The 18,895-nt window shown below is 60.1% G+C and carries 18 protein-coding genes; 7 read left to right on the top strand and 11 right to left on the bottom strand.

The features are described from left to right. The first annotated feature begins 94 nt into the window (after positions 1 to 94). Both pdxY and HGP12_RS25895 read left to right on the top strand, forming a co-directional pair. On the top strand, positions 95 to 970 hold the full coding sequence (gene pdxY / locus HGP12_RS25900; RefSeq protein ID WP_168841926.1) for a pyridoxal kinase PdxY: 876 nt from the start codon (positions 95 to 97) through the stop codon (positions 968 to 970). Between the two features lie 72 nt (positions 971 to 1,042). After that, entirely contained in the window at positions 1,043 to 1,684 is a 642-nt protein-coding gene (locus HGP12_RS25895) for a carbonic anhydrase (RefSeq protein WP_168841927.1), read from the top strand. Between the two features lie 108 nt (positions 1,685 to 1,792). Here HGP12_RS25895 and HGP12_RS25890 read toward each other — a convergent pair whose 3' ends face one another. The 10 genes from HGP12_RS25890 to HGP12_RS25845 all read right to left on the bottom strand — a co-directional run bounded on the left by HGP12_RS25890 (position 1,793) and on the right by HGP12_RS25845 (position 10,834). Beyond that, complete coding sequence (locus tag HGP12_RS25890) at positions 1,793 to 2,614, bottom strand: lytic transglycosylase domain-containing protein (protein WP_168841928.1); 822 nt, start codon at positions 2,612 to 2,614, stop codon at positions 1,793 to 1,795. A gap of 288 nt (positions 2,615 to 2,902) precedes the next feature. Next, positions 2,903 to 3,937 carry an aspartate-semialdehyde dehydrogenase gene (locus HGP12_RS25885; protein WP_168841929.1) on the bottom strand — a complete coding sequence of 345 codons (1,035 nt, stop codon included), beginning with the start codon at positions 3,935 to 3,937 and terminating at the stop codon, positions 2,903 to 2,905. Between the two features lie 389 nt (positions 3,938 to 4,326). Continuing rightward, positions 4,327 to 4,836, bottom strand: coding sequence for a Dps family protein (locus HGP12_RS25880; RefSeq protein WP_168841930.1), 510 nt, complete (start codon positions 4,834 to 4,836; stop codon positions 4,327 to 4,329). Positions 4,837 to 5,135: 299 nt separating this feature from the next. Continuing rightward, positions 5,136 to 5,885, bottom strand: a complete 750-nt coding sequence (locus HGP12_RS25875) for an SDR family NAD(P)-dependent oxidoreductase (RefSeq protein WP_168841931.1) — start codon at positions 5,883 to 5,885, stop codon at positions 5,136 to 5,138. A gap of 159 nt (positions 5,886 to 6,044) precedes the next feature. Next, complete coding sequence (locus tag HGP12_RS25870) at positions 6,045 to 6,299, bottom strand: ArsR/SmtB family transcription factor (RefSeq protein ID WP_168841932.1); 255 nt, start codon at positions 6,297 to 6,299, stop codon at positions 6,045 to 6,047. A 236-nt stretch (positions 6,300 to 6,535) separates the two neighbouring features. Further along, positions 6,536 to 7,300, bottom strand: a complete 765-nt coding sequence (gene lpxE, locus HGP12_RS25865) for a lipid A 1-phosphatase LpxE (protein ID WP_168841933.1) — start codon at positions 7,298 to 7,300, stop codon at positions 6,536 to 6,538. A 189-nt stretch (positions 7,301 to 7,489) separates the two neighbouring features. After that, the gene (gene leuB / locus HGP12_RS25860) at positions 7,490 to 8,602 is read right to left on the bottom strand and encodes a 3-isopropylmalate dehydrogenase (RefSeq protein ID WP_168841934.1); all 1,113 of its coding nucleotides are present in this window, start codon (positions 8,600 to 8,602) and stop codon (positions 7,490 to 7,492) included. Between the two features lie 187 nt (positions 8,603 to 8,789). Beyond that, positions 8,790 to 9,608 (bottom strand): sugar phosphate isomerase/epimerase family protein, encoded by an 819-nt coding sequence (locus tag HGP12_RS25855; RefSeq protein ID WP_168841935.1) that lies wholly within the window; start codon positions 9,606 to 9,608, stop codon positions 8,790 to 8,792. 189 nt (positions 9,609 to 9,797) lie between these two features. Continuing rightward, positions 9,798 to 10,406 carry a 3-isopropylmalate dehydratase small subunit gene (gene leuD, locus HGP12_RS25850; protein WP_168841936.1) on the bottom strand — a complete coding sequence of 203 codons (609 nt, stop codon included), beginning with the start codon at positions 10,404 to 10,406 and terminating at the stop codon, positions 9,798 to 9,800. 191 nt (positions 10,407 to 10,597) lie between these two features. Continuing rightward, positions 10,598 to 10,834 carry a hypothetical protein gene (locus HGP12_RS25845; protein WP_168841937.1) on the bottom strand — a complete coding sequence of 79 codons (237 nt, stop codon included), beginning with the start codon at positions 10,832 to 10,834 and terminating at the stop codon, positions 10,598 to 10,600. Positions 10,835 to 10,945: 111 nt separating this feature from the next. Here HGP12_RS25845 and HGP12_RS25840 point away from each other — a divergent pair, with 111 nt between their 5' ends. Both HGP12_RS25840 and HGP12_RS25835 read left to right on the top strand, forming a co-directional pair. Then, complete coding sequence (locus HGP12_RS25840; protein ID WP_168841938.1) at positions 10,946 to 11,887, top strand: CoA ester lyase; 942 nt, start codon at positions 10,946 to 10,948, stop codon at positions 11,885 to 11,887. A 21-nt stretch (positions 11,888 to 11,908) separates the two neighbouring features. After that, the gene (locus HGP12_RS25835; RefSeq protein WP_168841939.1) at positions 11,909 to 12,115 is read left to right on the top strand and encodes a DUF1737 domain-containing protein; all 207 of its coding nucleotides are present in this window, start codon (positions 11,909 to 11,911) and stop codon (positions 12,113 to 12,115) included. 44 nt (positions 12,116 to 12,159) lie between these two features. On the opposite strand, the gene HGP12_RS25830 is transcribed toward HGP12_RS25835, so the two are convergent. After that, the gene (locus HGP12_RS25830; RefSeq protein WP_168841940.1) at positions 12,160 to 12,597 is read right to left on the bottom strand and encodes a metallopeptidase family protein; all 438 of its coding nucleotides are present in this window, start codon (positions 12,595 to 12,597) and stop codon (positions 12,160 to 12,162) included. Between the two features lie 277 nt (positions 12,598 to 12,874). Here HGP12_RS25830 and HGP12_RS34205 point away from each other — a divergent pair, with 277 nt between their 5' ends. From HGP12_RS34205 to HGP12_RS25815, 3 genes are read left to right on the top strand one after another with little or no spacing between them, the layout of a single operon-like run. Continuing rightward, the gene (locus HGP12_RS34205) at positions 12,875 to 13,870 is read left to right on the top strand and encodes an ImuA family protein (protein WP_246703532.1); all 996 of its coding nucleotides are present in this window, start codon (positions 12,875 to 12,877) and stop codon (positions 13,868 to 13,870) included. A gap of 40 nt (positions 13,871 to 13,910) precedes the next feature. Then, a complete protein-coding gene (locus HGP12_RS25820) occupies positions 13,911 to 15,338 on the top strand; it encodes a Y-family DNA polymerase (RefSeq protein WP_246703536.1) in 1,428 nt (475 codons plus the stop codon). Next, positions 15,335 to 18,802: an error-prone DNA polymerase gene (locus tag HGP12_RS25815; RefSeq protein WP_168841942.1), complete on the top strand. Its 3,468-nt coding sequence runs from the start codon at positions 15,335 to 15,337 to the stop codon at positions 18,800 to 18,802. The genes HGP12_RS25820 and HGP12_RS25815 overlap by 4 nt, the downstream gene beginning before the upstream one ends. Positions 18,803 to 18,895: the final 93 nt, after the last annotated feature.

Below are 18,895 nucleotides of genomic sequence, written 5' to 3'. Positions count from 1 at the left end.
TCATGACTCTGTGAAGCGCGGTTGACAGAGTGGCGCGAAAGGGATCATCAACGGCGCCATTGCAGTTTGAAGCCCTGAACTGAAAGCAAGCATCATGTCGCAAATGTCGCCCGGCGCCGTTATCGTCATTTCCAGCCATGTTGTTAGAGGCTCCGTCGGCAATCGGGCGGCCGTTTTCGCGCTGGAAACGCTCGGCCACCCCGTCTGGGCACTGCCGACCGTCGTTCTGCCCTGGCATCCAGGCCATGGTCGCTCGACGCGGCTGACCTTCAGCGAGACGGATTTCGGCCACGCCATCGACGATCTCATCGCGGCACCCTGGCTTTCCGAGGTGAAAGCGGTTCTCTCTGGATATTTCGGCAATGCCGCGCAGGCGCGCTCGGTCGCCAGGCTGGTGACGGCCCTGCGGAAAAAGAACCCACATCTCCTCTATGCCTGCGATCCTGTCATCGGCGATGCCGGCGGGCTCTATGTGCCAGAGGCGACGGCGGAAGCGATCCGCGATCTCCTGATCCCACTGGCCTCGCTGGCAACGCCGAACCGTTATGAGCTTGCCTGGCTTGCCGGTGCTCCGCTCGAGGACAATAACGCCATCATGGAAGCGGCCCTTGCCCTTGGACCGTCGCGCATGCTGGTGACGTCGGCAGTGCCGATGATGGCCGGCGGCATCGGCAACCTCTATCTCAGCGGCCGAAACGCACTGCTTGCCGAGCATCGCAGCGTCGAGGGGGCGCCAAACGGGCTTGGTGATCTCTTGTCGGCCGTGTTCCTGTCGCGTCTGCTTTCCGGCATGGATGAGGAAAGGGCGCTGCAGCTGACGACGGCCAGCGTCTACGAGGTGCTGGCGCGCGCGGTGAAGCGCGGCAGCGATGAGCTGACGCTCGCCGCCGATTCAACAAGCCTGTCGACGCCGATGGCGATGGTGCAGCTGCGGCATCTCGTCCACCCGGCGCAACGGCGCAAGAAATAGCGGTTTGCGGTGGTTAACGCTTTTTGCAGCGCAACAGTTGCCATCGGCCAAACTGCGCTGTAATCCAATGTCATGCAAAGCTTTCCCGACACCCTTTTGAACGGTTATCGCAACTTCATGAGCGGGCGTTACGTCGATGAGCGCGAACGCTACCGCACTCTGGCGGAGCTTGGCCAGAATCCATCGACCCTCGTGATTGCCTGTTGTGACTCCCGTTCGGCGCCGGAGATCATCTTCGACGCCGGTCCGGGCGAGCTCTTCGTCATTCGCAACGTCGCCAATATGGTGCCGCCCTATGAGCCTGATGGCAATTTCCATGCGACCTCGTCGGCGCTGGAGTTCGCCGTGTTATCGCTCAAGGTCTCGGATATCGTCGTGATGGGCCACGGCCGCTGCGGCGGTATTCGTGCCGCCCTCGATCCCGATGCCGAGCCGCTGTCGCCGGGCGATTTCATCGGAAGATGGATGGGCTTGCTGAAGCCGGCAGCCGAACAGATCCAGAGCAATGATATCATGACGCAGACCGAGCGTCAGACGGCGCTGGAGCGCATTTCGATCCGCAACTCGCTCGACAACCTGCGTAGTTTTCCGGAGATCAAGGCGCGGGAAGAAGAAGGCAAGCTGCACCTGCATGGCGCGTGGTTCGATATTTCGACCGGCGAATTGTGGGTCATGGATCCCGAAACCCGCGATTTCATCCGGCCCGACGTGTAAGGTCAGATGCAGATCAAATGAAAAAGGCGCCGCGGACCATCCGGTCGCAGCGCCTTTTTCATTTCGGTCGCCGTCGTCCCCTTAGCGGGTCCCCGGCCATGGTCCGGCTTACTTGCCGTCGATCTGCTGACCGATATAGGCGATCGCCTGCTGATAGACCCTTGCGTCGTTCCAGCCTGCAATGGCGGAGAAATTCGGCTCGCCAGGCTGATAGCCGGCGCCCGGCTGCCAGCCATGACCACGCAGGAAGTTCGCGGTCGAAGCCAGTGCATCCGCGCGCGATCCCACAAGGTCGACCCTGCCGTCACCATCTTCGTCGACGCCGAAGGCAACGACGTTCTTGGGCATGAATTGCGTCTGGCCGATTTCGCCATGGGCCGCGCCTCGCGCCGACGGGCTGAGGTAGCCCTCGCCGACAAGCTTCAGGGCGGAGTAGAGCTGCTCGGTGAAGAATGCCGAGCGACGGCAGTCATAGGCCAGGGTCGAAACCGCCGAAAGGGTATGCTGGTCGCCCATATAGCCGCCGAAGCCGGTTTCCATGCCCCAGATCGCGATGATCGGGCCAGGGGGTACGCCGAAGCGCTTCTGGATCCTGGCGAAGAGCGCCGCATTGGCCTGCTTCATGCTCTTGCCGCGATTGATGATTGTCTGGCCGCCGCGCTTCTTCATGAATTCCTCGAAGGAAAGCTTGAAGCTCTTCTGGCCGCGGTCGGCGCGGATGGTGGGCTGGTTGTAATGAACGTTGGCGAAGGCTCTGTCGAGGACGGAGGGGCTGACGCCCTGTCCTTGCGCTTCGCGTTTGAATTCCTGCACCCAATTCTCGAAACCGGCGGAAGTGTTGCCACAGGAGGCCGCATTTGCGGCAATCGGCGTCGCCAGCAACAACCCGCCCGCCACGAGAGTTGCCATTCCAGACTTTGTGATGCGCATTCAGTGTCCCCGAATTCTCACCGCGCCGCGAACGCGGTAACCGTTTTTGAAAAGCGCATAAACCCTCCAGTTTCCAGGCTTATGCGCTGTCTAGCCGCCACCGGACCATGCCAGCATACGACCGTTCTGTCATTATCTCATTTTAGCGATCAATGTTCCGCTTCACGTGAAACATTGATCGCCACGCCCATTTGTAAAAGCCCCGCCTTTCATCCGAAATGGCGAGGCTCTCATTCGATCCTGCTTAGCTGGCAAGAATTTATAAACCGTAAATTGGTTTACGGATCCTTATGCAGCCTGCTTGCGCGGCTTGATCAGGCCGCGGTTGATGAGCAGCTCGGCAATCTGGATGGCATTGAGCGCGGCACCCTTGCGCAGGTTGTCGGAGACGACCCAGATGTTGAGGCCGTTCTCGACGGTTGCGTCCTCGCGGATGCGCGAAATGTAGGTCGCGTCCTCGCCGGCGGATTCATAAGGGGTGATGTAGCCGCCGTTTTCGTGCTTGTCGATGACGAGGCAGCCAGGAGCGTCGCGCAGAATGTCGCGAGCCTGATCGGCAGTGATCTCGTTTTCGAACTCGATATTGACCGATTCCGAGTGGCCGATGAAAACAGGCACACGCACGGCCGTGCAGGTGACCTTGATTTTCGGATCGAGCATCTTCTTGGTTTCGGCCAGAACCTTCCATTCTTCCTTGGTGTAGCCGTCTTCCATGAAGCTATCGATATGCGGGATGACGTTGAAGGCGATGCGCTTGGTGAACTTCTTCGTCTCGATTGGGTCGGCGACGAAAACGGCGCGGGTCTGGTTGAACAGTTCGTCCATACCGTCCTTGCCGGCGCCGGAAACCGACTGATAGGTCGAGACGACGACGCGCTTGATCTTGGCGAAGTCGTGCAGCGGCTTCAGCGCGACGACGAGCTGCGCGGTCGAGCAATTCGGGTTGGCGATGATGTTGCGCTTGGTGAACTGCGCGACTGCATCCGGATTGACTTCCGGAACGATCAGCGGCACGTCAGCGTCGTAGCGCCAGGCCGACGAATTGTCGATGACGACACAGCCCTGGGCGCCGATCTTCGGCGAGAGCTTCTTCGAGACGTCGCCCCCGGCCGACATCAGGCAGATGTCGGTGTCGGAGAAATCGTAGTTCTCCAGGTTGGAAACCTTCAGCGTCCGGTCGCCGAAGGAGACTTCGGTTCCCTGCGAACGGGCCGATGCGAGCGCTACGACCTCATCGGCCGGAAAGCCGCGTTCGACCAGGATATTGAGCATTTCACGGCCGACATTCCCGGTCGCGCCCGCTACTGCAACTTTGAAACCCATTTCTCAAGCTCTCTTTCTCTTCTCTCCTCTTGGGCGAGGGGGGAACCGCAGCCATCGGCGACGGGTCCTGTCCCCAGCCGAGCCGGGGAGAGAGCGGCAGGCCAGAGACGTCAGACGGTTTTCGTCGTCGTTTTGGCCTTGGTTTTGGAAGAAACCGGAAAATAGACATCCCGCCCGGCATGGTCTGCCAGGTGACTGAAGCTATCGAGCTGTTCGAAGCGAACCATGGAAGTCTTCCTTTTCCGTCGCCGGTTCTAAGATGTTTTCCACAGGAGTCAAGGATTTCCTCGCTCCCATCGACGCGGGGTCTATCGATGCGGGAGCGAGGAATCGGGATCATTGAGCTTCGCCTTCGACCTGTCGCGTTCGAAGGCCAGCTGCTTCTGGTATCAGCGGTTGGACATGCGGGTGGATTCGAACAGGAACCAGGTACGGCGCTCGGTCTCATCAATCCAGTTTTCAAGAAGGCTGGCAGTGGCGACATCGCCGTACTCGTCGCAGACGTCGTGAACGGCGCGCATTTCGGCAGAGAGCTTGAGATTGTCGTCCGCCAGCTCGGCAAGCATGTCCTGCGGATCGACATATTCGGCATCATTGTCCGGAATGCGCTGCAGCTTGGCGATCTGGCCGATCGACCGCAGGGTCGTTCCGCCGATCTTCCTGGCACGCTCGGCCATGGGGTCGGTCATCGCGAAAATCTGCTCGCCCTGCTCGTCGAGCAGCAGGTGGTAATCGCGGAAATGCGGTCCGCTCATGTGCCAGTGAAAATTCTTGGTTTTCAGATAGAGGGCGAAGACATCCGCCAGCAGGGCGCTCAAGGCTGCGGAAATATCGCGTGTCGCCTCCTCGCTGAGATTGGTGCGCGTACCCAGTTTCGACTTGGTATTGGCGGTATTCATAAGATGTCCTCCGTTTGTTGTTCACGACAGCGATCGCCGGCGGATCTTAGGGGAGTTCGATGACATTCGCTGCTGCGCGGGATCGTATTGAAGACAGGATCGTTTTGAAATTTCGCGGGCGAGATGCGCGGCTTGGCGGCACAGTCGACTGCGGTTCTAGCCGGAAAACCCGAACACGCATACTAGATAGGAAAATAGGACCGTTTGGCAATCGCTTACTAAAGTATAGGCCCACCGTGTGGCTACAGCCGCTGAACGAGCCGCCCTCTTTTGTGGGAGGGCAGCTCCGCAATGCTCAATTACTTAAGGCCACCGCCAACATAGATGGTTTCACCGGTCACCCAGGCGGCATCCTGCGAAGCGAGGAAGACGGCGACCGGAGCGATATCCGTCGGCTGACCGAGACGGCCGAGAGGCGTCTGAGAGACGAGATGCTTTTCGAAGTCGGTGCCGATGATGCCCGCCGCCACGACGCCTTCGGTTTCGACGCCGCCGGGCGCCAGATTATTGACCCGGATATTCCGTGAACCGAGTTCCTTGGCGAGGATCTGGGTGATGGAATTCACGGCGGCCTTGGTTGCCGTGTAAACCGAAGCGGTTGGCAAGTTCATGCTGACGGCGTTGGAGCCGATGTTAATCACGCTGCCGCCCTCGGAGCCGAAATGTTTCACCGCCTCTTGCGTGGCGAGCAATGTGCCCAGGACGTTGATATTGAACTGGCGATGAAATTCCTGCTCGGCGAATTCCTCGATCGGCGCGAATTTGTAGACACCGGCGTTGTTGACGAGGATATCGACGCGTCCGAAGGCCTGTTTCGTTTCGTCAAAAAGGCGCTTGACATCGTCCGCCTTGGAAACATCGCCGTGGACGGCGAGCGCCTTGCCGCCCTTGGCGGCGATTTCAGCCACAACCTTGTCGGCACCTTCGCGGCTCGAGGCATAATTGACGATGACCGCCGCTCCCGCCTCGCCCATCGCCTTGGCGATGCCTGCACCGATTCCCTTGGATGCTCCGGTCACGATCGCGACCTTGCCTGCCAGTTTGCTCATGTTATCTTCCTTCAGAAATTATTAGACAGTTTCACAATCATCGAAACATTTGGCGCATGCGACCCGAAAACCGATCCGCATCGTCACTTTGATATTTAGATAAGCATCTAACTGATACAAGAGCCCAGGCAAAATATGCTGATGGCGCAGCCGGAATCGTCAGATCTTGGAAAGTTCCGCCATATAGGCGTTCAACGTATCGCGACGCAGCACAAGGTTTGCGAACTTGCCGTCCCGGTGGATCTCGATGAGACCGGCATTCTCAAGCTCCTTGATATGATGGGACATTGTTGCGGCGCTGACGGTGTGGCACTCGTTCAGCGTGCTGCAGGGCATGGGTTCGCTACGCGTGCCGATTTCCTTCAGGATCTGCACGCGTCGCGGCTCGGCAAGTGCCCGGGAGATCAATCCCATCTGCCTTTCGCTCAAACGTATCGGTCCGGCATCCATGATTTTCATCGCAAAAGAACGAAATCGGGTTGACCGTCTTCGGCGACCCGCTTGCCAGATATATGAATGTGCGGCGGGCTTGGCAACCTTTACGACGCGATCGCCATTGAAAGCTGCCGTCAAGGGCCTGCCAGAGGACGGTCGAACCCAATTGCCTTGACCCGCCGCGGGCGCGGCTTGATTCGATGGTATGGGTCAGATCAAGCGTTGGCTTGTCCTGACTTGCCGCCCTTAAACAGCTGCCATCTCGGCGTCGGCCAGCCAGCGGCATTGATGCGGAAAAGCACGCCGTAGCGGGAATAGACGATCGCCGTCATGAAGGAAAACCAGCCGCCGAGGGCCAGGCCGGCGATGACGTCGCTTGGATAGTGCGCGCCGACCATGACACGCGTGATCGCCAGCCACAGGGCACAGGCAGCGAAGATGTAGCGGTAGCGCGGGAACATGAAAGCAAGCGCCACGAAGAGGGCACCGATGGTGGTCGCATGGCCTGACGGGAAACTTTCGAAGCTGGCCCGGCCGTTGAACGGCGAGAAACCAAAAGGTCCCCAATCGGCAAAATGGGTGGGGCGGGCGCGGCCGATGGCGCGCTTCAGCAGATTGGCGAGAAGGCCGGAAAGCACGATAGTCGTCAAGAGATAGCCGCCGATCTGGCAGATACGCAACGCCTTGCAGCGACAGCGCTGCGAATGCAGCAGACGGCTACCGACCCAGCCCTCGAAGAAGAGGAAAGCGCTGATGATGATGATCCATTCGGAATCGCCGAAATCCGTCAGCATCTTGCCGAAGAAGTGAAGGGGTGGCGAAAGGTTCTTGACGGTGGCCCCGACAGGCCAGTCGAACAGAAGTGCCGAAAGAAGCACGATATTGGCTGTCAGAAAAAGGCAGATTTTCCAGTGAGACGGTGCAAGTGCCGCATCGCTTCGCCGCCAACGCCTGTCGAGAGACGTCAAGATCGCCTGCATAATCATCGCCCATTTTGATTTCCAATCAGTTGGACGACTAGCAGGCTCCTGTAACAGTATTTTTAAGATCGCGGATATCGGTCCGTCGATTCGAAGCTCACTGCTGGCTCCTCGTACTGAAAACCCCGCGCTGCGCTGCAGGGCGGGGTTGTGTGTTTCACGTGAAATATATCAGGCGATCTATCTGGCTTATGCCGAGAGGGCCTTGAATTCGGCGAGAATGGCGTCGCCCATTTCGGCGGTGCCGACCTGGCGGCTGCCTGCCGACATGATATCGCCGGTGCGGATGCCGCTGTCGAGGACGTTGGCGATCGCCTTTTCCAGCGCATCGGCTTCGGCAACCAAGCCGAAGGAGTAACGCAGGCACATGGCGAAGGAGGCGATCATGGCGATCGGGTTGGCAATGCCTTTGCCGGCGATATCGGGGGCCGAGCCATGCACCGGCTCGTAGAGCGCCTTGCGCTTGCCGGTCTTGGCATCGGGCGCGCCGAGCGAAGCGGACGGCAGCATGCCGAGCGAACCGGTCAGCATGGCCGCGACGTCGGACAGCATGTCGCCGAACAGATTGTCTGTCACGATAACGTCGAATTGCTTCGGCTGGCGCACGAGCTGCATGCCGCCGGCATCCGCCAGCATATGCTCGAGCTGCACGTCGGAATACTTTTCCTTATGCGTCGCGGTGACGACCTGGTTCCAGAGCACGCCTGATTTCATGACGTTGCGCTTTTCCATCGAGCAGACGCGGTTGTTGCGGGTGCGTGCCAGTTCAAAGGCGACGCCGGCAATGCGCTCGATCTCATAGGTGTCGTAGACCTGGGTATCGATGCCGCGCTTCTGGCCGTTGCCGAGGTCGATGATTTCCTTCGGCTCGCCGAAATAGACGCCGCCGGTGAGCTCGCGCACGATGAGGATGTCGAGACCTTCGACCAGCTCCGGCTTCAGCGAAGAAGCGGATGCCAGTGCCGGATAGCAGATGGCCGGACGCAGGTTGGCGAACAGCTGCAGATCCTTGCGCAGGCGCAGCAGGCCGGCTTCCGGGCGCACTTCATAGGGGACTGCATCCCACTTCGGGCCGCCGACGGCGCCGAAGAGCACGGCGTCGGCGGCCATCGCCTTTGCCATGTCGGCATCAGAGATCGCCGCGCCGTGCGCGTCATAGGCGCTGCCGCCGACAAGACCTTCGTCGGTGACGAAGCCGGCATTCTTCGCTTCGTTCATGTAGGCGATGATCTTGCGAACTTCGCCCATGGCTTCGGGACCGATGCCGTCGCCCGGCAGGAGGAAGAGATTGCGCACTGTCATGGGAAGCCTCCACAAAAAAACAAGTTGCGGGTTCTTAGACCCGCAAATGCGGCTTTTCAAGCGAGGAACGGGCCGAAACGGTACGGTTTTCGGGCTTTTGAGGGCAACCATCCGCCCTCGTGGTTCGAGTCGCCCTTCGCCAGGCTCAGGGCTCCCACCTCACCACGAGGGCGGGCAGTGAGTCTGCTTACTCGGCCAATCCAAGCGATGCCAGATAAGCGGCCGATGCCGGGATTTTCGACTTGTCCTTGATCTCGATGATCAAACGCGGATTGCTGTCGAGCTTGGCAAGGGCGGCGAAGACGGCGCGCCAGTGAATATTGCCTTCCCCGAGGCTCCAGTGACGGTCGGCATAGCCGTCCGCGTCCTGCAGATGGACATGCTGCAGGCGGTTGCCGGCGGCGTGTACATAATAGTCGACCGGCGGTGCACCGGTGTAGCCGTGGGCGTAATGGGCATGGCCGGTGTCGATCGAAACGGCGACGGCGGGCGAATGGAAGCTGTCGGCAAGACCGACGCGGATATGGGGATCCTTGTCCTCGATATTCTCGATGACCATGGTCAGACCGATGTCTTCGGCGCGCTTGACAGCCTCTTTGAGCGTCTGATGTGTATATTCGATGATCTTCTCGCGCTCGCCCTTGTTGTTGTCGAGGTTATTGTAGGACCAGGACGTATAGGGGCTATGGATGACCATCTGCGTGGCGCCGATATTGGCGCAGACGTCGAGCGCTTGCAGGAGGCGCTTGGAGACGACGGCGCGGATATCCGGGTCCTGCGAGGCGATGACGAAGCCCCAGAACGGGCCATGGATGCCAAGGCGGCCCTGATGGCCAGCGAGCAGCTTGCGAGCGCGCTCGGCGAGCGGGGTCCAGTCGCCGCTCAGGACTTCGGCTTCGACGAAGCTTTGCAGTTCCAGGTCGCGCGGCTTTTCGAGCAGCCAGTTGCGATGGATTTCAACGTCGTCAAGCGTCATGGCGGCGCCGACAATGGGAAGGGAGGTCATGGAGAGGCTCCATTGCGTGGGGAAGAATTAGGGTGGGGAGAGGCCCGAAGGGTCTCGGCAGCCTGTATGGACCCGCTTCTTGTCGATCATATTACAGGGGATGAGAGAGGCGGTGTTTTCAAAAGTCTGACAACAAAAAAGCCGGGCGCGAGGCCCGGCTTTGAAATGCGAAAAATAACGATAAACCGATCAGGCGGCCCAGGGGCGCGATGCGGCGTTCGTCTTCTCGAAATCGTTGATCGCGGAGGATTTTTCCAGCGTCAGGCCGATATCGTCAAGGCCATTCAGCAGGCAGTGGCGCTTGAATTCGTCGAGTTCGAACTTGAGCGAGCCGCCATCCGGGCCGGTGATTTCGAGGTTTTCCAGATCGACCGTCAGAATGGCGTTGGAGCCGCGCGAGGCGTCGTCCATCAGCTTGTCGAGCTCTTCCTGGCTGACCTTGATCGGCAGGATGCCGTTCTTGAAGCAGTTGTTGTAGAAGATGTCGGCGAAGCTGGTCGAGATGACGCAGCGGATGCCGAAGTCGAGCAGCGCCCACGGAGCATGCTCACGCGAGGAACCGCAGCCAAAATTGTCGCCGGCGACGAGGATCTTGGCGTTCTGGTAGGCCGGCTTGTTCAGCACGAAATCTTCGTTTGGCGTGCCGTCTTCATTGTAGCGGGCTTCAGCGAAGAGGCCCTTGCCCAGACCCGTGCGCTTAATGGTCTTCAGATAATCCTTTGGGATGATCATGTCGGTATCGACATTGACGACCGGGAGGGGTGCTGCGACACCGGTCAACTTCACGAACTTGTCCATGGGGTCCTGCCTTCATTCTCGTCTAAGCACGAATTATCCTGCCAATAGAGCAAATCCGGTCCGAAATGAAGGAGAATCTTGGATATGCTCTAAACCGCGGCGCTTTGGGTCGCATTCCATTCTTCGAGCCGTGTCCGAGCTTGGCGAATGCGTTCGGTAGCCCGGGAGGGGCTACCTTCACCTGTTTCGACTCAAAGGTCGATGATCGTGCCGCGGCCGTCGTTCCAGATGCGCATTTCGCGCTGGCCGTTCGCCTTTGCCTTGGCATGCACCGGTGCCGGCTTCATGCGAAGCGAAATCGCGCGGGCTGCCATGAGCACGGTCAGGATACCGCCGACGGCAAGCGTGACCGAAACGGTAAACAACGCCATGGCCGCAAACACGGTGATACCGGCAAGCGCGATGAACAGGGAACGGATATTCTGCATGGTCGAGACCTCTCTACTCCCAGCAATGTGGTCCTCTCTCTTCCCCTCTGCAAGAGGAGCGTGGCTTTTTGTTGACTTGCCTGGCGATTAAAAGCGCGGCAAAACGGCACAATGAGCCAATCTGCGAGCCAAAACTCCCCTTCCCGTCCCGCCTGTCTGCGCCGCTCGGTCTTAAGCGTTCCCGCCATCAACCGCCGCGCGCTGGAAAAGCTTTCGAGCCTCGATTGCGACGCCGTCATCTTCGATCTCGAGGATTCGGTCTCGCCGGAAAAGAAAGCCGAGGCGCGGGAGAATTTGCGGGCCTTTTTCGTGGCCTCGCCGCTGCCAGGCAAGGAAAGGATCATACGCATCAATGCGCTTTCCTCCAATTTCGGGGCTGACGACCTGGCGCTGGTGGTGGAGCTGGAGCCGGATGGGGTGCTCCTGCCCAAGGTGGACGGGCCGCAGGACGTGACTGTTGTCAGCGACAGGCTCGCGGAAGCCGATGCGCCGGAAAGCCTGCGTATCTGGGCAATGATCGAGACGCCGCGCGGTATCCTGAACGCTGCTTCGATCGCCGAGGCCGGGCGAACGGCGGGCAGCCGGCTCGATTGCTTTGTCGTCGGCCTCAACGACCTCAGAAAGGAAACGGGCGTCCTGCCGCGGCCGGACCGCGCCTATCTCGTGCCTTGGCTAATGCAGGTAGTGCTTGCTGTTAGCGCCTACGGGCTTGAGGCCATCGACAGCGTTTTCAACGATTTTAGGGATGCGGAGGCGTACGAAGCGGAATGCGGCCAGGGCCGCATCATGGGCTTTGCCGGCAAGATGCTGATCCATCCGAGCCAGATCGAGCCGGCCAACCGGCATTTCAGCCCCGATGTAACAGCCATCGCCGAGGCCGAAGCCATCATATCAGCCTTTGCCGAACCGGGTGCCGACGCCCTTAATGTCGTGAACCTTAACGGGCGAATGGTGGAGCGGCTGCACCTTGTCCAGGCGGAAAGACTGGTCCATAAAGCTCGCCTGATCGAGCAGCGCTCCATTGCCCTTCGACAGGCTCAGGGCAAGGACTGATACGTTACGAAAGATCCTTTGATGAAACTCTACCGCTTCCTCACCGGCCCCGACGACGCTTCCTTCTGCCACAAGGTGACCGCGGCGCTGAACAAGGGCTGGGAGCTGTCGGGCTCGCCGACCTACGCCTTCAATGCCGCGAGCGGCCAGATGCAGTGCGGCCAGGCCGTCGTCAAGAACGTGGCCGGCAAGGATTACGATCCGGAGATGAAGCTCTCCGAGCAGTAAGCGACTGAAGTTCTTCACCCAGCCGTCTTGCGGTCGGGCTGGTATCAGCGATCCGTCGCTTCCTCGGCGCTTGCCTCGACGCGCTCCATATCCTCGTCGCTCAGGCCGAAATGATGGCCGATCTCGTGGATTAGGACATGGGTGATGATATCGCCGAGGGTTTCCTCGTTTTCAGCCCAGTAATCGATGATCGGCCGGCGGTAGAGGCGGATCTTGTTGGGCATGTCGCCGGTCTGGGCGGTAAAGCGCTCAGAGATGCCGCGTCCCTCGAAGAGGCCGAGCAGATCGAAGGGGGTCTCCAGCGCCATATCGTCGAATACCTCATCATCGGGAAAATCCTCGATGAGAATGATGAGGTTGCCGGTGAGCGAGCGGAATTCCTCCGGCAGATGGCTATACGCCTCCATCGCCAGAGATTCGAATGTGCTGATTGAGGGCGCGTGGCGGTCCCGCCAATCCTCGCTCTGGTCAATGCGAGCCATGAATGCTTCCTTCCTTAGCTGGTCATATAGAGACTTTGCGCAGCTTTTACGAGAGCGGATTAGGCTGCGATGCCGAAAAGTGCTTGAGCGGTTTTCGGGCGACATCATGTTCTACTTCTTTGATTTTAGAGCGGATTCAGATTTGAGGCCGAAGAAGCCTAAAATCATCCGACTTTAGGTAAAGGAATATTTTCTTATGAAATGGTGTTGACTCTTTTATCAAGCTCTGGAATCCATAAGAACATAACAGGAACATTATCAATCTGGAGTGAACGTCATGGCCGAGGCTGCCGTGGCGCGGGAAACGCTTTTTGCCCTGCGTGAAACCATCGCCCGACTGGAAGGCAGGCCGATCCCGGCACTGGCGGCAGTGGCGCATGAGATGCCAGCAGCCAAGCCGACCATGGGATCGGCAGGCATTGCGAAGCCTCTACCTGCCCAACCGGCGCCCGTTCAGCCTAGGTCTGCGCAGGCGCTTCTTGCGACCGGCGTCGACGATCTCGACGCTGCCCTGCAAGGTGGCGTGCCGCTCGATGCGCTGACGGAAATCCGCTCGCTCGGCCTGCGCGATGCGGGAGCGGCAAGCGGCTTTACCCTTGCGCTTGCCGCGCGGCTGCATGCGCAAGCTTCGGGTACGGACGCGGCCACGTCTCCGATCCTGTGGATCGGCGATACGGTCGCTACGATGGAGGCGGGCCTGCCCTATGCCATCGGCATCCGGAATTTCGGGCTGGAGCCCGAGGCTTTCCTGCAGGCGTCGCCGCGCAAGCTGGAAGACGCGCTCTGGGTGGCGGAGGCAGCGCTTGGGAGTGCTGCTCTTGCGGTTGTCATTCTGGAAGTGCGCGGCAATCCGGCCCGTTTCGGCCTGACCGAAAGCCGGCGGCTGGCGCTGAGAGCCAAGGCGGCAGGGCGGCCTTTGTTTCTGTTGCGACAGGGAGGCGAGGAGGAAGCAAGCAGCGCTCTCTTCCGCTTTTCCGTCGAACCCGCGCCGGCGCTGGCGCGGCCCCTGCCGGATGGATCGGTGCTTGGCGGCAGCATCGGTCACCCGGCCTTTCGTCTGACCTTGGAAAAAAGCCGAAACCCGGCGCCTCTTTCCATAACCCTGGAGTGGAATGCCCATGACCGCCGCTTTGCCCCTGTCCTCGACACTCAACGCCCTGCCTTTCCCGGCGAATACGCAGCGAATTCTGGCGCTGACCTTCCCGCATCTGCCAACCGACCGGATCGCCCGCAAGCGCTGGGGCCTGTCCTGGCGTTCGACAGGCAGGCTTGAAGCGCCGCCGCTCGCCTGTGCCGGCAAGCTCAACAATGCCATGCGGCTCACCGCGCTCAACGAGCGTGCGGAGATGATCGGCCTGAAGCAGGGGCAGGGCGTGGCCGAGGCGAAGGCGATCTGTCCCGACCTCGATGTCGTCGAGGAGGATCCCGCCGCGGATCGCAAGCTTTTAGAAGCGATCGCCGACTGGTGCGACCGCTATACGCCGCTGGTGGCGATCGACGGCAAGGACGGGCTATTCCTCGATATTACCGGCTGTGCCCATCTCTTCGGCGGCGAAGAGGCGCTGCTGGAGGATATATTGATCCGGATTTCCCGGCTGGGCCTCGATGTGCGCGGCGCCATTTCCTCCGCGCCCGGCCTGTCCTGGGCGGTCGCCCATTTTGAGGAAAGCCGTATCGTTCTCCCCGAAGCCATGGAAGAGGCCCTGGCGCCCCTGCCCGTGGCTTCGCTGAGGCTCGGTGAAGAGACCATTGCCGCGTTGCAGAAGCTGGGATTGAAGCAAGTGGGTGACCTTCTGGCCGCGCCACGCGCGCCGCTTACCCGCCGCTTTGGCGCGCAACTGCTCCTGCGGCTCGATCAGGCCGTCGGCCTCGTCGAGGAGCCGATCTCGCCGCGTCGGCCGGTCGCGCAATTGTCGGCCGAGCGACGGCTGGCCGAACCGGTGCAGACGGAAGACGATATTCTGCAGCTTGCCCGCCAGCTTGCCGAAACGCTGAAACCGGAGCTCGAGGCCCGCGGTGTCGGCGGCCGCTCCTTCGAACTCCTGTTGTTCAGGGTGGATGGGGCGGTCTTCCGCATCGCTGCCGGCGCATCGCAGCCGCTGCGGGAGCCAAGCCGGATCGCCAGCCTGTTCACGGAGCGTTTTGGCGCTATTCATGACGATCTCGATGTCGGCTATGGCTTCGAGATCGTCCGCCTCAATGTCCTTCAGCACGCACCCTTCGACGCGATGCAAGGCGATTTCGTCGGAGACAGCCGCCAGGACGGTTCGCTCGCGGCCTTTGTCGATCGGGTGACTGCGCGATTGGGACCGGACTGCCTGCAGGGGTTCGAATTGCGGCAGAGCCATATCCCCGAACGAGCCGTACGACCGATGCCGGCCATGGCAATCCTCGCCTCGAAGCGCCGGATCGGCAGAGAAGATGCCGGGCATGGCTTCTTCCGCGGTGAGCGACCGCTGCGGCTGTTTCGCATGCCGGAGCCGATCGAAGCTATTGCCGCCGAAGTACCTGATGGCCCTCCCCGGCAGTTCCGCTGGCGGCGGGTCATGCATCGGGTCAGCCGGGCCGATGGACCGGAACGGCTTTCGGCGGAATGGTGGGTCGAGGAAAAGGAAGAACCCGCACGCGATTATTTCCAGGTAGAGGACGAGGAAGGCCATCGCTTCTGGCTGTTCCGCAGGGGACTTTATGACCGCGGCGGAACGGCACCGGACTGGTACATGCACGGGGTCTTCGCATGAACGCGCGCCCGGGCTTTCACGAACCGGTGCCCTTCTTCGAGATCGGGGTCCGAACGAACTTCTCCTTTCTCGAAGGCGCCTCGCATCCGGAGGAAATGGTGATACAGGCCGCGCTCCTGAAACTTTCCGGATTTGGAATTGCCGACCGCAATTCGGTTGCCGGCGTGGTCAAGGCGCATGCGCATACTAAGGTTCTCCGGGCGGAGCATAAGAGGGTCATCGAGGAAAACCTGGAGCTTCGAGCCAAGGGACAGCCGGAAAAGCCGCTCCTGAAACCGGTCCCTTTCCAGCCCGGCGCACGCCTGGTCTTTGCCGACGGCACGCCTGACATTCTTGCTTATCCGGAAAATCGCAAGGGCTGGGCACATCTCTGCCGGCTGTTGAGTGTCGGTAACCTCAGGGCCGAGAAAGGTTCCTGTCAGCTCGAAGAAGCCGACCTTATGGAATGGGGGGACGAGATGATGCTGGCGCTCATTCCCGATGCTGATAGCATCGAGACGCCGGAGGGGCAGGCAAAGCTTGAGGAGTGCCTGAAGCGGCTATGGATGCGCTTCGGCCGAAAGTTCCATATGGTCTTGTCGCCAGCCTATGACGGACGGGATCGGTTGGTCTTTGCCACGCTCTCTATCATCGCGCAGCGCAATGGCGTGCGGCTGATCGCCAGCAATCAGCCGCTCTATCACGCAACCGAGCGCAAGCCGCTTGCCGATATCGTCGTTTCGATCCGTGAGCATGTGCCGATCGCGGAAGCCGGCTTCAGGCTCGCGGCTAATGCCGAACGCTATCTGAAGGATGCTGCCGAGATGGCGCGCCTCTTCAGGGATTATCCGAAGGCCATCGCGAATACGCAGAAGTTCTTTAGCCGGCTGTCTTTTTCGCTGGATGAGCTGAAACATAATTATCCCGACGAAAGCATTGATGGCGAAACTGTTTCGGAAACGCTGGAGCGATTGACGCGAGAAGGCGCGAAATGGCGCTTTCCCAACGGAATCCCCGAAAAAGTTGCTAAACAGATCGATCATGAGCTCAAGCTCATTCGCGAACGGCGATATGAGCCTTACTTCCTGACGGTGCACCGCATCATGATGTTTGCCCGTAGTCAGAATATCCTGTGCCAGGGACGAGGGTCGGCCGCCAATTCGACGGTTTGCTATTGCCTCAGAATTACCGAGGTCAATCCGGAAATAACGACCCTGCTCTTCGAGCGCTTCATATCGACGGAACGGGAGGAGCCACCTGACATCGATGTCGATTTCGAGCACGAGAAGCGTGAAGAGGTCATCCAGTTCATCTACAGGCATTACAAAAAGGAGCATGCCGGGCTGACGGCCGCGGTCACCAGTTATCGGGCCCGCTCGGCCGGACGCGAAGTGGCGAAAGCCTTCGGCTTGTCGGAGGATGTGCAATCGGCTCTTGCGAGCGGCGTCTGGGGTTGGTCGACAGAAGACCTGTCCGAGCGCGAGGCGAAGATTGCCGGCCTCGATCTCAAGGATAAGACGACACGGAACGTCCTTTCCTATGCCTCGACGCTGATGGGGTTTCCGCGGCATCTGACCCAGCATGTCGGAGGCTTCGTCATCACCCGGGATCGATTGGACGAAGTGGTGCCGATCATGCATACGGCGATGGACGATCGTTTCATGATCGAATGGAACAAGGACGACCTCGACAATCTCAACATATTGAAGATCGACGTGCTTGCGCTCGGTATGCTGACCTGCCTTGCCAAGGCTTTCGACCTGCTGCTGCTGCATTACGACGTGAAGAAGGAGCTCGCCGATCTTGGCAGCGGCGAATATCCTGATCGATTCCCGGTGTACGACATGATCTGCCGCGCCGATACGATCGGCGTTTTCCAGATCGAAAGCCGGGCGCAGATGAGCATGCTGCCGCGCCTGCGTCCTCGCAAATTCTATGATCTGGTCATCGAGGTGGCGATCGTCCGGCCCGGTCCCATCCAAGGCAACATGGTTCACCCCTACCTCAAGCGGCGGGATGACGTTCTTCACAATCGACCGATCGAGTATCATCGTCCCGAATTGAAGGCGGTCTTGGAAAGAACGTTGGGAGTGCCTCTGTTTCAGGAACAGGCGATGCAGATTGCCATTACGGCGGCCGGATTTTCGGCCGCCAAGGCCGATCGGCTGCGCCGGTCCATGGCAACGTTCAAGCGGACGGGAAAGGTCGACGAATTCAAGAAGGACCTGGTTTCGGGCATGGTCGCGAACGGCTATCCTCAAGATTTTGCCGAGCGTTGTTTCAGCCAGATTGAAGGCTTCGGCGAATATGGCTTTCCCGAGAGCCATGCGGCGTCCTTCGCTCTTCTTGTCTACGCCTCCTCCTGGCTCAAGGCCTATTATCCAGACGTCTTCTGCGCGGCGATCCTCAATGCCCAGCCCATGGGCTTCTATGCGCCAGCGCAGCTCGTTCGTGACGCGCGCGAGCATGGCGTCGAGGTTCGGCCCGTGGATGTCAATCGTTCCAGCTGGGATTGCCTGCTCGAGCAGGGATGTTTCGATAAGGATGCGGTCGAGCCGCGCCATGCCTCGATGCGCAAGATCATCAGGACGCAATATGCCGTCCGTCTCGGTTTTCGGCAGGTCAAGGGTCTGTCCGATGAGGAAATGGAGCAGCTCGTCGGGCGGCGTGGCGATGGCTATCGGTCGGTGCGCGATCTCTGGCTGCGCTCCGGGCTTGCCAAGGCGCAGATCGAACGCCTGGCGGATGCGGATGCGTTCGGTTCTATCGGCTTGAGCCGACGGGAGGCGCTATGGGCCGTGCGGGCGCTCGATGCCAGCAGTGCTGCCGAAAAGCTTCCCCTCTTCGATCTCGGCGATCATGCGGAGCTGCAGGCCGAGCCGGCGGTTGCGCTGCCGGAAATGCTGCCCGGCGAGCAGGTCATCGAAGATTATCGCTATCTGTCGCTATCGCTGAAGGCGCACCCGGTTTCCTTCCTGCGCGCCGATTTGGCGCGGCAGGGCATCGTGCAAAGCCGTGATTTGTCCAAGGTGGCCAATGGACGGATAGTGATGATCGCCGGGCTGGTGTTGGTGCGCCAGCGGCCGGGCTCTGCCAAGGGGGTGATCTTCATGACGCTGGAGGACGAGACCGGTGTCGCCAATGCGATCGTCTGGCCGAAAAAATTCGAGAAATATCGCGCCATCGTCATGGGCGCGCGGCTGGTGAAGATCCGTGGCCGGCTGCAAAGCGAGAGCGGCGTCATCCATGTGGTGGTCGATCATATCGAGGACATGACGCCTGCGCTCGGCATCCTACAGCGCGAGGCACGGCGTTTCGGCGTCAGTGATCGGGCGGATGAGGCGCTGCGGCCAACCATGGATGTCAGACAGAAGGAAAAGCCCCCTCTATTGCCCCGCGAAGCCGGGGCCGGGGTAGCGGCGGAAGGCCGCAGCAATGGCGGGGAAACGGCTAGAGTTATGCCGCGGGGACGCAATTTCCATTGAAATTCCGGACTTCGCATCCAGGCAAAAGGTGAGCGAGCCAATCGGCGGATGAATTCCGATCGTTTCTTTCTTGACAAAGGGCGTCTTCTTTAG

The organism is Rhizobium sp. P28RR-XV, from assembly GCF_012641385.1.
Lineage (GTDB): Bacteria > Pseudomonadota > Alphaproteobacteria > Rhizobiales > Rhizobiaceae > Rhizobium.
Note: the sequence above shows the minus strand (reverse complement) of the source record. Positions and strands in the feature narration are given on the sequence as shown.

What these genes read in the sequence shown, in the direction of transcription:
- HGP12_RS25835 (WP_168841939.1), top strand. Translation starts at nt 11,909, where the DNA reads ATGAAACTCTACCGCTTCCTCACCGGCCCCGACGACGCTTCCTTCTGC.
- HGP12_RS25845 (WP_168841937.1), bottom strand. Translation starts at nt 10,834, where the DNA reads ATGCAGAATATCCGTTCCCTGTTCATCGCGCTTGCCGGTATCACCGTG.
- HGP12_RS25880 (WP_168841930.1), bottom strand. Translation starts at nt 4,836, where the DNA reads ATGAATACCGCCAATACCAAGTCGAAACTGGGTACGCGCACCAATCTC.
- HGP12_RS25890 (WP_168841928.1), bottom strand. Translation starts at nt 2,614, where the DNA reads ATGCGCATCACAAAGTCTGGAATGGCAACTCTCGTGGCGGGCGGGTTG.
- pdxY (WP_168841926.1), top strand. Translation starts at nt 95, where the DNA reads ATGTCGCAAATGTCGCCCGGCGCCGTTATCGTCATTTCCAGCCATGTT.
- HGP12_RS25870 (WP_168841932.1), bottom strand. Translation starts at nt 6,299, where the DNA reads ATGGGATTGATCTCCCGGGCACTTGCCGAGCCGCGACGCGTGCAGATC.
- HGP12_RS34205 (WP_246703532.1), top strand. Translation starts at nt 12,875, where the DNA reads ATGGCCGAGGCTGCCGTGGCGCGGGAAACGCTTTTTGCCCTGCGTGAA.
- leuB (WP_168841934.1), bottom strand. Translation starts at nt 8,602, where the DNA reads ATGACAGTGCGCAATCTCTTCCTCCTGCCGGGCGACGGCATCGGTCCC.
- leuD (WP_168841936.1), bottom strand. Translation starts at nt 10,406, where the DNA reads ATGGACAAGTTCGTGAAGTTGACCGGTGTCGCAGCACCCCTCCCGGTC.
- HGP12_RS25840 (WP_168841938.1), top strand. Translation starts at nt 10,946, where the DNA reads ATGAGCCAATCTGCGAGCCAAAACTCCCCTTCCCGTCCCGCCTGTCTG.
- HGP12_RS25815 (WP_168841942.1), top strand. Translation starts at nt 15,335, where the DNA reads ATGAACGCGCGCCCGGGCTTTCACGAACCGGTGCCCTTCTTCGAGATC.
- HGP12_RS25885 (WP_168841929.1), bottom strand. Translation starts at nt 3,937, where the DNA reads ATGGGTTTCAAAGTTGCAGTAGCGGGCGCGACCGGGAATGTCGGCCGT.
- HGP12_RS25875 (WP_168841931.1), bottom strand. Translation starts at nt 5,885, where the DNA reads ATGAGCAAACTGGCAGGCAAGGTCGCGATCGTGACCGGAGCATCCAAG.
- lpxE (WP_168841933.1), bottom strand. Translation starts at nt 7,300, where the DNA reads ATGCAGGCGATCTTGACGTCTCTCGACAGGCGTTGGCGGCGAAGCGAT.
- HGP12_RS25820 (WP_246703536.1), top strand. Translation starts at nt 13,911, where the DNA reads ATGCGGCTCACCGCGCTCAACGAGCGTGCGGAGATGATCGGCCTGAAG.
- HGP12_RS25830 (WP_168841940.1), bottom strand. Translation starts at nt 12,597, where the DNA reads ATGGCTCGCATTGACCAGAGCGAGGATTGGCGGGACCGCCACGCGCCC.
- HGP12_RS25855 (WP_168841935.1), bottom strand. Translation starts at nt 9,608, where the DNA reads ATGACCTCCCTTCCCATTGTCGGCGCCGCCATGACGCTTGACGACGTT.
- HGP12_RS25895 (WP_168841927.1), top strand. Translation starts at nt 1,043, where the DNA reads ATGCAAAGCTTTCCCGACACCCTTTTGAACGGTTATCGCAACTTCATG.